9 protein-coding genes and 1 pseudogene are annotated in these 13344 nt (G+C 48.6%); 7 read left to right on the forward strand and 3 right to left on the reverse strand.

Annotation, left to right across the window (positions count from 1 at the left end; genetic code table 11):
• Positions 1–31: 31 nt before the first annotated feature.
• Positions 32–555 (reverse strand): annotated as a pseudogene (locus ACXUPB_RS01965) (IS30 family transposase); the annotation flags it as partial.
• 376 nt (positions 556–931) lie between these two features.
• Between ACXUPB_RS01965 and ACXUPB_RS01970 the strand changes: the two are divergent.
• The 5 genes from ACXUPB_RS01970 (at position 932) to ACXUPB_RS01990 (ending at position 8754) form a co-directional block, all read left to right on the forward strand.
• Complete coding sequence (locus ACXUPB_RS01970) at positions 932–1912, forward strand: TAXI family TRAP transporter solute-binding subunit (RefSeq protein WP_176304499.1); 981 nt, start codon at positions 932–934, stop codon at positions 1910–1912.
• Positions 1913–1997: 85 nt separating this feature from the next.
• Positions 1998–4157 (forward strand): TRAP transporter permease, encoded by a 2160-nt coding sequence (locus ACXUPB_RS01975; RefSeq protein WP_246286745.1) that lies wholly within the window; start codon positions 1998–2000, stop codon positions 4155–4157.
• A 108-nt stretch (positions 4158–4265) separates the two neighbouring features.
• On the forward strand, positions 4266–5696 hold the full coding sequence (locus ACXUPB_RS01980) for an aldehyde dehydrogenase family protein (RefSeq protein WP_176304498.1): 1431 nt from the start codon (positions 4266–4268) through the stop codon (positions 5694–5696).
• A gap of 58 nt (positions 5697–5754) precedes the next feature.
• Complete coding sequence (locus ACXUPB_RS01985; RefSeq protein ID WP_176304497.1) at positions 5755–6915, forward strand: iron-containing alcohol dehydrogenase; 1161 nt, start codon at positions 5755–5757, stop codon at positions 6913–6915.
• Positions 6916–7746: 831 nt separating this feature from the next.
• The gene (locus ACXUPB_RS01990) at positions 7747–8754 is read left to right on the forward strand and encodes an AbrB family transcriptional regulator (protein WP_176304496.1); all 1008 of its coding nucleotides are present in this window, start codon (positions 7747–7749) and stop codon (positions 8752–8754) included.
• A 76-nt stretch (positions 8755–8830) separates the two neighbouring features.
• On the opposite strand, the gene ACXUPB_RS01995 is transcribed toward ACXUPB_RS01990, so the two are convergent.
• Complete coding sequence (locus ACXUPB_RS01995; protein ID WP_176304495.1) at positions 8831–9517, reverse strand: GntR family transcriptional regulator; 687 nt, start codon at positions 9515–9517, stop codon at positions 8831–8833.
• A gap of 155 nt (positions 9518–9672) precedes the next feature.
• Between ACXUPB_RS01995 and tcuA the strand changes: the two genes are divergently transcribed.
• Positions 9673–11097, forward strand: coding sequence for an FAD-dependent tricarballylate dehydrogenase TcuA (gene tcuA / locus ACXUPB_RS02000; protein WP_176304494.1), 1425 nt, complete (start codon positions 9673–9675; stop codon positions 11095–11097).
• Positions 11084–12193: a tricarballylate utilization 4Fe-4S protein TcuB gene (gene tcuB / locus ACXUPB_RS02005; protein WP_176304493.1), complete on the forward strand. Its 1110-nt coding sequence runs from the start codon at positions 11084–11086 to the stop codon at positions 12191–12193. Before tcuA ends, tcuB begins: the two co-directional genes overlap by 14 nt.
• Before the next feature lie 526 nt (positions 12194–12719).
• Here the strand turns inward: tcuB and ACXUPB_RS02010 are convergent.
• Entirely contained in the window at positions 12720–13343 is a 624-nt protein-coding gene (locus ACXUPB_RS02010) for a flavodoxin family protein (RefSeq protein WP_176304492.1), read from the reverse strand.
• Position 13344: the final 1 nt, after the last annotated feature.

Below are 13344 nucleotides of genomic sequence, written 5' to 3' on the forward strand. Positions count from 1 at the left end.
AACCGGTGATTTTCAACGGCGGTCTCAGGTCTCAAGTGCAACGCTTTTGAAGGATGCTTGGGCTGGCGATGGACTTCTTGAGTACCTTAACGTTGACTCCTAGCGGCGTGCGCCAGTCCAGAGTCTTGCGTGGCCGTGTATTCAGTGAGACGGCGATGGGGTCAAGCGCTCCCTGGCTGTAGACCGACAGGTCCGTGCCCTTCGGCAAGTACTGCCGCAACAGACATTGGTATTCTCGTTGGAGCCCTGCTGCCATGAGCTATGCGGGTCAGCAAAGTAGATCGCCGTCTCAGTCTTCTGCGTGATCTCGGCATGTTTCACCATCTCTCTGCCCTGGTAATAGGTTATGGAGAAACGCAGGGAGCGCGATACCTCATTGAGCTTGTCGCTGAAGCCAACGGCTGCCGCCGTGGCAGTGGTACCATTCAATTTCACCAGGGTTAACAACCGTGTGGCGTGCTTTACCAGCGTATCTATGGCAGAGCGATTGTTAGCAACAATGATGAGGTCATCCTCCCAGCGGCCAGGTATCAGTCGTTCTTCGATCTTAGGAGGCGGCATGGATGCTGAACAGCTCGTGAATCTACTGGCATCGTAGCCCTTGATAGGGTCGATGGTGTGGCGAGCGAGTACCTGCGACACGGTCCAGATGACTGACGATGGCTTGGTCTTCAGCGGTGAGATAGCGGTATCAGTGGATCATGGCAATACCGTACCTGATAGGACAGGTGCAGCACTTGGTCATTGAGACCACCTATCCTCAATTCCATCATAATATAATTGGACTAAAGTTCTATATATGGGATGTGTAGAAGTAGGGTTAACTGAAAAGGTATTCAAGTGTATTCATTTGAATAATGCTTTAAGAAGGCCGTAATGTGAAAGTTTTTCATTCATTAATCAAAACAAAAATATTTTTAGGAGAGCTGACATGAAAATGAAAAAAACAAATCTTGCTGTGGGTGCTATCTCTCTTGCTATTAGCTCCATTGCTTTTGCTAACGAAGATAGATCTGATTGGCCGTCCAGCCTGGTCATGGGTACGGCCAGTCAAGGTGGGACTTATTATATTTATGGAGCAGGATTGGCTAACCTCATTAGTCAAGAGCTTGATATCAATCTCGGGACTGAGGTAACGGGAGGCCCCGCGCAAAATGTCAGTATGGTGCAGATGGGGGAACATGATTTTGGCCTCACTACATTAGGTCCGGCTCAAGAGGCTATTGAAGGTAAGAGTCCTGTCATGGCCGGTGTAGAGCATGAAAATATTCGCGCTGTTATTCCCATGTATTCGTCCATTTTTCACTATGCCGCACTGGAACAGTCCGGAATTACATCGGTGGCCGATCTTGAAGGTAAGCGTTTAGGTGTTGGGCCTGCTGGTGGTACAAATAGTGTCTATGTTCCGAGAATACTGGAGTTTCTTGGTTATGATGTTACCACTATTGATGGTGGTATCTCTGACCAAGGCGGACAAATTCAGGACGGTCTGCTCGATGGGTTTGCTCAGGCTGGAGGTGTACCCCTTGCAGCCATTAGCCAGTTAGAAGCTCAGGCTGAGGTCAATATTTTTGCTTATAGCGAAAATGAGATTGAACGTTTACTGGAAGAGTTCCCTGTGCTTTCTAGAGCAGATCTACCTGCTGGGGGTTATGCATCCTTGGATGAGGATGTTCCAACGGTGGCAATGTGGAGCTTTGTTATCACACATGCCGATGCTCCTGAGTCGCTTGTCTATGAAGTAGTAAAAACTGTGATGGAAAACTCTGAGGCTGTTGCTCAGATTCATCGCTCTGCCGAGGAAACTGTGGCAGAAAATTATATTAATAATTCTGCTATTCCTTTCCACCCAGGTGCGGTGCGCTGGTTTGAGGAAAATGGATATGAAATTCCTGAAGATTTGAAGGGGTGATCTGAAAAATTTGAATAGAGAAATAGGGATATAGAGAAAAGGTACTACCTCTATTTCTCTTTATTGAATCACTAAATGTGCTTTCATGATGAGTAATGAAATTATGAGTAGCGATAATGCAATGCCTCCAGTGAGCAGTGCAAGTGTAGATGAGATTAAACCGGCTGAGAATGAGCGTCTTCTTAGTGGTGTTGCTGCCTCTGCCCTATTTGTAATATGTGTAGGGTATGTTGCATTTCATTTGTATGCGTTAAATATCCAACCTGTTGAGCCTTGGAAGTTTCGTCTTATTCATGTTTCTGTTGGATTATTAATTGGTTTTTTAGTATTCAATTCCTCCAACAGTTTTTCCTCTCAGGGTGCTTCCTTTGGTAGAGGAATGGGGGTCGAAAGAGCTTCTTTTATTTTATCATCCTGTGTGTTGATAATGGTATTAGCAATATGGTTACGCATTCCAAGTGTAGTATTCGACGAGCACAGTGAAATTTTTAATAATTTTCTGTCCGGTATTTCTTTAGCAGCAGTAGTTGTTTCTCTTTTGTCTAGCTATTTTTATAAGACCGAACGAGGGCGTATGAGCAGATCGGATACTGCACTAGGGATTATAGCTCTAGCAGTTGGTATCTATATTATACAGTCGCTCGGGCGTTGGAATATGGTTGCTGGCACGCCGATGGCTAGCGATGTGGATTTATACATGTCGCTCATAGGAGTTATTCTTATACTGGAGCTGACTCGCCGCGTAGCAGGAATGGCTATGGTAGTAATTGCTTTAGTATTTATACTTTATGCATTTCTAGGCCCTTGGCTGCCAGGAGTTCTGGAGCATAGAGGGTATAGCTCAAATAGGTTTTTCACTTACCTCTTTACTGATAATGGTGTGCTTGGGCCAACGGTTTCTGTTTCCTCAACTTATGTTGTGCTATTCATCACTTTTTCTGCATTTCTGCAAAAATCTGGTGTTGGGGAGTTTTTTGTAAACTTTGCTTTCTCTATGGCGGGGCGCTCCAGAGGTGGGCCCGCAAAAGTATCGGTACTTGCCTCTGCAATGATGGGGATGATAAACGGTACTTCGGTGGGTAATGTCGTTTCCACCGGGCCTATGACTATACCCCTTATGCGGCGAGTTGGCTATGATGCTCGGAATGCTGGTGCCACTGAAGCAGGCGCTTCTACCGGTGGGCAAATAGCGCCCCCTATAATGGGAGCCGGGGCCTTCATCATGGCTGAGGTGACAGGTATTCCATATACTGAGATAGCAGCGGCTGCTGTATTACCCGCTGTATTTTATTTCCTCTCACTCTATTTCATGCTGGATTTACAAGCTCAGCGACTGGGTATTCGAGGCTTATCGCGAGAAGAGTTGCCTAACCTGAAGGGGTTGCTGAGAAAAGTCTATCTTTTCTTGCCCATTATTATCTTGGTTGTATCTCTTTTTGTTGGATATTCTGTTATTCGCGCTGGTACGCTGGCGATTGTAGCTGCTGCAGTGGTTTCTTGGTTTACTCCGTATCGAATGGGACCGAAAGAAATTTTAAACGCTTTGGCCCTTTCCGCTAGGATGGTAGTGCCTCTTATTGCGGTTTGTGCCTGTGCAGGAATAGTCGTGGGGGTAATTGCTCTGACGGGGATTGGAGCGCGCTTCTCATCGTTGATACTTGGGGTTGCGGGTGACAGCCAATTGATTGCGCTAGTGCTGGCTATGATTATTAGCATCATCATGGGGATGGGGTTGCCGACTACAGCTGCCTATGCACTTGCCGCTTCAGTTGTTGCTCCAGGTCTTCAATCCATGGGTATCCCTCCGCTAGTAGCTCATTTTTTCGTTTTCTATTATGCAGTGATTTCATCTGTTACACCGCCTGTTGCTCTAGCAGCCTTCGCTGCGGCTGGGATTTCAGGAGCTGATCCACTGAAGACCTCCATTGCCTCATTTAAACTTTGTATTGCAGCTTTCTTGATGCCGTTTGCTTTTTACTATAGCCCGGCGATACTCATGCAAGGTGAAGGCTTTATTCAGATTCTGCGCGTTTTAATTACTGGTTCAATAGGAGTGTTTTTTCTAGCTGCTGCGGTTCAGGCTTGGTGTTTTAAAGCACTAAATATCATTTTGCGAATCATGGCTTTTGCGGTTGGGGTGTTAATGATGCTTGGTAGCGTAGAAACGGATGTAATAGGTGTGCTGATGGCAGTAGTGATATTAGGAATACAGTTTAAGTTAAAAGACCATAGAAAGCCTGCATAGGTGATTGGTCTTGCCAAAATAATGGCCCTAAGGTTGGCTAGAGCTACTCAATAATCCTAGCCAACTTCCTGCTTTCGTAAAGATTTAGAGTGTCTTTAGGAGATTCATATGAGCAATAAATTTCAAGACTGTAGTCAACTGCTGATTGATGGAGAGTGGGTAGAAACGTCTGATCGGTTTCCAGTCGAAAATAAGTATAGCGGCGACGTAGTAGCTAATGTTTGTAGTGCAACTTCCGAACTAGTCGATATGGCGATAGATCGAGCAAAGAATGCGTTGATGAATAGTGTGCCTGCACCGCATGAACGGGCTTCGATTCTTAGGGGGGCTGCTATCTTGCTAGAGGAAAATAGATCTCGCTTTATAGAACTCATGGTAATTGAAGCTGGCTTCACGAATACTGATGCTGCAAGTGAAGTAATGCGGGCGGGTCTAACACTGCAACTCTCTGCCGATGTTGCTGCGACGCTTTGTGGTCATAGTGTTCCTTTCGGTGCTCATCCTGGCTCTGAACAGCGTATCGGTTTTACGGTGCATGATCCGATTGGCGTTGTATGTGCAATAACGCCGTTCAACTCGCCGCTAAATACTGTTCTTCATAAGGTTGCACCGAGCTTTGCAGCGGGCAATCCTACTGTTTTGAAGCCGTCTCCTTTGACACCTCTGACTTCTGCATTACTCGGTAAAATCTTGCTTCAGGCAGGAATGCCGAAAGGGTACCTCCACATCGTTCAGGGTGATCAGCACGTTGCTGAACGACTTCTGACTAATCCTGATATCGCATTTTTTACTTTTACGGGATCAACTCGGGTTGGAAGAATCATCCAGGGCCATGTTGGATTGCGGCGCAGCCAAATGGAGCTAGGGAGCATAGCTTCCACCATCCTATGCGCTGATGCTGATCTGGATAGGGCTCTACCTAAGATTGCTAATGCTGGGTTCCGAAAGGCTGGTCAGGTGTGCACATCTGTACAAAGACTATATGTTTCACGAGAAGTCTTAGCAGACGTTGTGCAGCGGCTTACCGTGCTTGCCCAGGAGATGGTTGCGGGAGATCCACGTAATGAAGAAACGCGGGTTGGCCCTATGATTAGTGAAGCATCTGCTGAAAGAGTAAATGACTGGATATGTGAAGCTGTATCAGCTGGGGCAGTTCTGCATTGTGGCGGTCAGCGTAATGGTCGTCTAGTGCATCCCGCGGTTCTTACAGGCGTTCCTTTTGAAGCCGATGTCTGGTGTTCAGAAGTTTTTGGCCCAGTAATCTCCGTGTGTCCGTTTGATACGTTAGACGAGGCAATTAAAGCAGCAAACGATACCGAGTTTGGCCTTGCTGCTGGGATATTTACCCGTGATCTTGACAATGTGCGAGCAGCCATGAGTGGCTTGAAGTTTGGCACAGTACAAATCAATGAAACATCATCGGCCCGTGCTGATGTCATGCCATTTGGAGGAGTCAAAGCCAGCGGATTTGGTAAAGAAGGACCAGCCTATGCAGCTAAAGAGATGACTGTTGAGCGTCTGATTGTTCTCAATCCATGAGCTTCTGTGGCTGCCACGTAAATACTAGGTATCTACAGCTTAATAGAGGGTGCTAAAAATGCTTTTGAACCAGTCTTCATATTTTTGCCCAACACAGATTGTTCTCGGTGAAGGGTGTTTCCGTCAGCTGCCTTCATTGCTGGCGGAGAAACAGGCTAGGCGCGTCCTGTTTGTGGTAGATCCTGCATTAAAAAAGCAAGAATTTGTTCAAGAAATTCAAAAGGAAATGGACAATTTAGGTGTTAAGTTTGCTGTCCATGCTGAAGTGAGCCCTGATCCGATGGACACTGAGGTTTCCAATGCTCTTGAGGTGAGTGAGTCTATCGGTGCAGACCTGGTACTTGGTGTTGGAGGGGGGAGTGCATTGGATGTCGCCAAAGCAGTGGCTATTGTGGCGACTAACGGAGGCCGTATTCATGATTATACAGGGATCCGTATGTTCGCCACCCCTCCTTTACCATTGATTGCACTGCCGACGACGGCGGGGACAGGATCGGAAGTTTCGGGGTCATGTGTGATCACTGACACGGAGAGTGGTATGAAAATGTCCATCCGTCATGCAGAGCTAAATCCTGCACGTGTGGCTATTCTTGATCCTCTAGTACTTGCTAGCTTACCCGTTTCGGTGGCATGTCATTCAGCACTGGATGCTTTTGTTCATGCATTTGAATCGTATATTTCAAGAAATTCAAATCCAGTAACTGACGGTGTAAATTTGCATGCGATTCGGCTAATAACAGATAATATTCGTCCATTTGTTGCCAATCGCTCGAATAGCCATGCGGCTTTGAACATGCTATGTGGATCGAACATGGCTGGAATGACCTTTGGACAGACGGGGTTAGGCAATGTGCACTGCATGGCGCGTTTTATTGGGGCGCGTTACCATCTGTCACACGGTCTATCTAATGCTCTGTGCTTGCCAGTTGTTGCTCGTTACAACATGATCGCATCTCCCGAACGCTATGCACAAGTTGCGAAGGCTATGGGGTGTCAAATAGAAGGCCTTTCCGTGCTGGAGGCCGCTGAGTTGGCGATCGACGCTATTGAAGCACTTTGCATAGATTTAGGTATCCCGAGGCACCTTGCTGAGGTAGGGGTGAAGGAAGGCGATATTGATGAATTAGCGGACCTTTGCGCTGAAGCAGGATATGACCGCTGGAACCCCCGCTCTACGACTAGGAATGATTTCGTCAATCTTTTCAAAGCTGCGCTTTGAAAATTGCTATTTGGATTGCTGCGTAAGTAGGGTGTGTATTGATGATTGATTACGCTTATATATGTCTTTATGCACTTGTAAAAATTTGGATGATGTTGTGTTTATAGATAAATATCATTTGTTTTATTTTATTGTGTCATTAAGTTAAAAAATATCATTTATTTATACGTCAATAATATACAAAGCCAGAGAAGGTGAGTTATTTGACAGTATCCACCCATTTTCGAGTGACCTTTGGGCTAAAATCCCTAGGGATAAGTGCCTATGTATATTTTCGTGCATTACAGATGGTAAAAAAACTGCCATTTGTCAGTGTTCTATGCCTGACTTACTTTTTCATAGGCACTTAGTTACACTACACCTTTTGATGGTTTTAAATATAGTGGAATTTGCAGTGAAGGTGAAATTGAAGCTGTTAAGAAGTATCTGGAGGTAAAGAATGATGAATTTCTATTGACTTAGAGATACCAAATCTTTATCAGGCAATATTAGAGCGTTTAAAGAGCTTTCGCTGTATACAATAAATTTTTTATGAAAAGCCGTAAGTGCGTCATAAAACCCATCTGCCCACATTAACGTTGGCTGATCAATCACACTGCTGATCTCTTATGCTTTGGAGATCATCATGAGCCGTTAACTCAATCCCACTCAAGCGTTTTGGCTAGGCCATCTGTACTATGCCGCCGCGTTGAAAATACCTTTGCTCGATTAAAATCGTATCGTGCCATCGCGACACGAAACGATAAACTCAAGCGAAACTACGAGAGCATGGTGGCCTTGGCCTGCGGCTTTTTATGGCTACCCATGTGCAGCATCAACAGGCCCTAAGTTATGAATGTTTTTTGTAGTTTGGCGATAACACTAGTATGCGGCCTATTCGGTGCCTCGATAGCACAAGCGCTAGGTATACCTAGCGCTTGGCTTCTTGGGCCTTTATTTTCTTCTGTCTGTCTCGCCCTACTGAAATGGCCAATAGTGTTTCCTCTTTGGCTTCAAAATATAACTGTATTTGTTATAGCTATTAATATTGGTGGAGCCTTGGATGTTCATGCGGTTTCATCTATTTGGCGTTGGTTTCCTAGTATACTTGGCATGTTTTTTTCGCTTTGGTTGACATTTATCTCAGTATGCTTTGTTTTGCGACGCATTGGTGGCTTTAATAAAAGCTCGGCTTTTCTTGCAGCATATCCTGGTCACTTGGTGTTAATGCTGCAATTTGCTAACGGTTCTAAGAAAGACTTACATGCTATTACTATACTGCAGAGCTTGAGAGTTGTCTTTTTGGTGACTGTTATGCCTGTCATGCTGCATGGGATGTCATTTAATGAGGTTAATCTCAAAGATGAGTATATTAACTGGGGGGCTGTGCCTGTCGTCGTAGCAGTTGCATTTTTTGGTATTGTAATAGTTCATTACATTCGGCTACCAGCCGCCATAATGATAGGAGCAATCTTGGGGGCTATGCTAGCCTCAATTTCTGGAGTTTCATTAGGCGGTTTGCCAAGTGAAATAGAAAAGACCATTCTCCTTTTTACCGGTGTGATGATTGGGTCTAGGTTTGTTAATGCTGATTGGCGAATGTTGGTTAATATGCTGCCAATTTCAATTTTAACCATCATCCTGGCGTTAGGGATATCCTCAGCAGCTGCTTTATTTGTTGGAAAAAGCCTTGGGCTTCCATTCGGTCAACTATTATTAGCATATGCCCCGGGAGCAGCTGAAGTAATGGCGATTATTTCTTTGACGACGGGATATGACTCCTCGTTCGTTGGTGTGCATCATGTAGTACGTTTGTTGCTTATGGCTGTGCTTTTACCTCTAGTGATTCCAAAAGAGTAGCAAGGCCAGTATGTGGTCACCCATTGAAGAGTGTAGCCCCCAATTTTCTTTGATCTTCTGTTGTGTTGTTTTTTGGCTATTCGTATGGTTCCAAAAATGCCTCTAGACGTGTCTTGTAAGCTTCCCGGATATGGGTGCGGGAGAGCTGCTCTGCAGTTTTGGGGTCACGAGCCTCGAGGGCATTGATAATCTCCTGATGTTCCTTGCGAGCGATCTCTGGCCGTCCTGGTTTGGCTAGGGTGCTGCGCCCCAGTAGCATCATTGATTCCTGTAAAGAATTTAACATCTTCAATAGGTAGCGATTGTGTGCACAGCGATAGAGTGTGCTGTGGAAGAGCTTGTTATTGCGTAGCAAGTCCAAAGTATCAGTGAGCTTGGCATCACGCTCATTGATCTCTCGCAAAAAAGCGATTTCCACCTCTGAAGCATGGCGTGCTGCCAAGCCCGCGGCAGTGCCCTCCAGAACCTCCCGCATCGCGTAGAGCTCACTGATCATGCTTTGGTCGAGCTCGGTGATGATGATGCCGCGCGAAGGGTCGTTGGCCACCAGGCCTTCTAGCTGTAGTCGATTTAGCGCTTCACGCACCGGGGTTCTACTAAGGCCAGTACGCTTGGCCAGCTCGACCTCTCGAATGCGCGTGCCGGGCAGCAGGCTGCCCTCCTTAATGGCATCGATGATGAAGCGATACGCCTGTTCGCTAAGTGGCTCGCCGCGTTCATTGTTGGCTGAGGATTGGGTGCTACCGGTTACTGGCTTCTTCATGTTTGGTCCCATACATATTTTCAGTTTAACTGTGATCTAAAAATAATAATATTTCATTTGAATTCGAATGAATACATTTGTATTCTTTGTGTGGATGGTGGTGGGCGATTCTCACTCAGCCCATGTTTTTCCTGTGAGCTATTTTGGGGGTCAAGATGTTGTCATCGTCTGGAACGCGTCTCAGCGAAGCTGATCTAACTGACCACGATGTTCTGGTTATCGGCGGGGGCAACGCTGCGCTATGCGCCGCGCTGACGGCGCGCGAGCAGGGAGCCAGCGTGTTGCTGCTTGAAAGTGCGCCGCACAAGTGGCGCGGCGGCAACAGCATTCACACCCGCAACCTGCGCTGCATGCACCGCGAGCCCACCGATGTGCTGAGCGATGCCTATCTTGAGGATGAGTTCTTCGACGACGTGTGGCGGGTCACCGGGGGTATAACCAATGAGGCCCTGGCGCGCCACGTGATACGTGCCTCGGAAACCTGTGCCGAATGGATGAAGGACTACGGCGTGCGCTTCCAGCCGTCGCTGGGCGGTACCTTGCACCTGGGGCGCACCAACGCCTTCTTCCTGGGCGGCGGCAAGGCACTGGTCAACACCTATTACCAGGCCGCCGAGCGCCTCGGCGTGACTATACTCTACGAGGCTGAGGCCGAGAGCCTAGTGTTCGACGGCAAGCGCTTCGATCATGCCCTGGTGACCTATAATGGTTCACCACGCAAAGTCAGTGCCAAGGCGGTGGTGATTGCCTCGGGGGGCTTTGAGTCCAACCAGGCGTGGCTGGAGGAGGCTTGGGGGGAGGTTTCACGCAACTTCTTGATTCGCGGCACGCGCTTCAACCAGGGCAAGATGCTGCGTGCGCTGATCGACAACGGTGCCAAGATCATCGGCGATCCAACCCAGGGCCATGCGGTGGCCATTGACGCCCGCGCACCCAAGTACGACGGCGGCATCGTCACCCGAGTCGACTGCGTGTCACTGGGTATTGTGGTTAATCGCGACGGAGAGCGCTTCTACGACGAGGGCGAAGACTTTTGGCCCAAGCGCTATGCCATCTGGGGTCGGCTTATCGCCAAACAGCCCGGACAAGTGGGCTACTCGATCACCGATGCTAAGGCTCAGGGTCGCTTCATGCCCTCGGTGTTTCCCCCCGAGCAGGCCGACACCCTCAATGAGCTGGCGGCCAAGCTCGAGTTACCGGTCGACGCCGTGCGCAAGACCGTCGACGATTTCAACGCCGCAGTGCAGCCCGGCAACTTCGACCACAGCGTGCTCGACGACTGTCACACCTGGGGCGTTACCCCGGAGAAGACCCACTGGGCGCAGCGTATTGATGAGCCGCCGTTCTACGGCTATCCGCTGCGCACCGGCATCACCTTCACCTACCTGGGCGCTGAGGTCGATGACAAGGCGCGCATGTACATGGACAGCGGAGAGCTGTCCGATAACGTCTTCCTGGCCGGCGAGATCATGGCCGGAAACATTCTCGGACAGGGCTACGTCGCCGGCTTCGGCATGACCATCGGCACCGTGTTCGGCCGCATCGCAGGCAAAGAGGCAGGCAGTTATGCAAAAGATTGAAGCGTTAATTGAAGAAACTCGGAGCAATATGACAATTTGCAATGCCTGTCGGTATTGCGAGGGGTTCTGCCCGGTATTTCCAGCAATGGAACGTCGCCGCGTTTTCACTCCCGAGGACCTCAAGTATTTGGCCAATCTTTGCCATAACTGTGGTGAATGCTACTACGCCTGTCAGTACGCGCCGCCCCACGAGTTTGCTGTCAACGTGCCGCAGTCGATGGCCAAGCTGCGCGCCGAATCCTATCGCGACTACGCCTGGCCGGGTCCGCTGGCGAAGCTGTTCGACCGCAATGGCCTGCTCACCGCGCTGGCGTTGGCGGTGGGGGTGACGCTGCTGTTGCTGATTGCAGTCGGTCTCAACGGCGGGCTGGCGGCGCTGGTCACCACCCAGCATGGCGGCGACTTCTACGCGCTGATGCCGCACAACGTAATAGTAGTGACCTTCGGCTCGGTGTCGCTATTCGTGCTACTGGCGCTGGTGATGGGAATGGTACGCTTCTGGAGTGAGAGCGGTGAGGGCGTGGCTGGGCTTGGCGATGCCCGGAGCTGGCGCCAAGCGCTCAAGGAGACCTTCTCGCTCCAGCACCTGCACGGCCAGGGTGAGGTCGGCTGCACCTATCCCGACGCCTACCACTCCCAATGGCGGCGGCGTTTTCACCACTTCACCTTCTACGGCTTCATGCTCAGCTTCGCCGCCACCGTTACTGGCACCATCTATCACTACGTGTTCGACTGGCAGGCGCCCTACGACTTCACCAGCCTGCCGAAGCTGTTAGGCACCCTGGGCGGCATCGGCCTGTTGATTGGCCCGGCGGGGCTCCTGTACCTCAAGCTGGTGCGCGATCAGAATACCGCCGATGTACGCCAGATGGGTATGGACGTGGCCTTTATCGCGCTGCTGTGGCTAACCGGCTTCACTGGCCTGGCGCTGATGCTGTTGCGCGAGACCTCGGCTATGGGTGTAATGCTAGTTGTACACCTTGGGGTAGTGATGGCACTTTTTATCACCATGCCCTACGGCAAGTTCGTACACGGTTTCTATCGCCTGCTGGCGGTGTATCGCAACGCCTTGGAGCGCAACCGCAGCAGTCACTAATCGTAAGACTTCTTGTTGATTTTCAACCCAGTTGTGTGTGCCACAGCAATATCAGCTAAACGAAAGAAGTTGTATGTGCGATATGAGAAACAGTTGAAATTATGGGGGAGCCGACCCTGCATGGGCTGGCTTCAAACCACCCCGTGAGGCATGGGTTAGAGAATGTTGCTGTGAGCGTAGGGGGAAGGCTTATTCATGTGGTGAGTCAGGTACGAGCCGAGAAGGCGCCCACAAGCGAACCATCGACAAAGTGTCAAAATTAATAACTGATATCAAAACCGGGGGCCTCAACTGTCCCCGGGATTAGTCCAATGGGAACCTGTTTACTGGGTGGGCGGTGTCGGGTATGGAGATGGCGCGAGCTAGTTTCAGCGAAACTGAGGGAACTCGATTTCTTGATGTTAAGGGAGAGCATCCAGTGCAGAAAAGCAGGATGCAGAGTGCCGAGTTACGGATCGAGGATCCTCTGCATTTCTTGGAATCATGGTAATTAAAATATAAAATTACTTATGTTAACGTAGTCTTCTCATCTTAAGGCTGAATAGCCTATGCTTTCCAACCAAGCTAAAACGTCAGCCTCAACTTCTTCTTGTCGTTCATTTTTTATAGCTAGTAGAATGCCATCCCTTTCTAAACCACCCTTCGTCTCAAATGCTTCTAATATCTGGCATCCAGCACACAATTCTTCAATAACCTCCAATGTGCTGCCTAAACCGTAACCACCATTAGTATTAAAAGGGATAACGGTTTTCCCGCTTAAATCATATTCACTCAAGAAGCTTTTCATTGGCGGAGGTAGTGTCATGTCCCAGGTAGGAAAGCCAATAAAAATGGTATCGTATTGCTCTATATTACCGATGGTTGTCTCAAGAGGAGGAAGGTACCCCGTTTCATTCTCTTCGTCTACTTGAGATACGATAGACTCATAATCTTCAGGATAGGGCGATTCTAATGCTAGCTCAATAAGTTCTCCGCCCACTGCTTCATGAATCATAGAAGCGACGGCTTTCGTATTGTTGGTACGTGTTAAATAGACAATTAAATTCGCATCGTCGCTTTGAAGGTCACTCTCACTCTCCTGTTCTTGCGCGTATAGAGTGGAAGAGGCTGATAAGGTAGCCATCAATAAGGTAAAACGAAAATAAAGCATA

This window comes from Vreelandella sp. DA03-1M, assembly GCF_055725665.1.

Excerpts from the sequence above, each read along its gene's own strand:
- ACXUPB_RS01970 (WP_176304499.1), top strand. The coding sequence starts at position 932 with ATGAAAATGAAAAAAACAAATCTTGCTGTGGGTGCTATCTCTCTTGCT.
- ACXUPB_RS01975 (WP_246286745.1), top strand. The coding sequence starts at position 1,998 with ATGATGAGTAATGAAATTATGAGTAGCGATAATGCAATGCCTCCAGTG.
- ACXUPB_RS01980 (WP_176304498.1), top strand. The coding sequence starts at position 4,266 with ATGAGCAATAAATTTCAAGACTGTAGTCAACTGCTGATTGATGGAGAG.
- ACXUPB_RS01985 (WP_176304497.1), top strand. The coding sequence starts at position 5,755 with ATGCTTTTGAACCAGTCTTCATATTTTTGCCCAACACAGATTGTTCTC.
- ACXUPB_RS01990 (WP_176304496.1), top strand. The coding sequence starts at position 7,747 with ATGAATGTTTTTTGTAGTTTGGCGATAACACTAGTATGCGGCCTATTC.
- ACXUPB_RS01995 (WP_176304495.1), bottom strand. The coding sequence starts at position 9,517 with ATGAAGAAGCCAGTAACCGGTAGCACCCAATCCTCAGCCAACAATGAA.
- tcuA (WP_176304494.1), top strand. The coding sequence starts at position 9,673 with ATGTTGTCATCGTCTGGAACGCGTCTCAGCGAAGCTGATCTAACTGAC.
- tcuB (WP_176304493.1), top strand. The coding sequence starts at position 11,084 with ATGCAAAAGATTGAAGCGTTAATTGAAGAAACTCGGAGCAATATGACA.
- ACXUPB_RS02010 (WP_176304492.1), bottom strand. The coding sequence starts at position 13,343 with ATGCTTTATTTTCGTTTTACCTTATTGATGGCTACCTTATCAGCCTCT.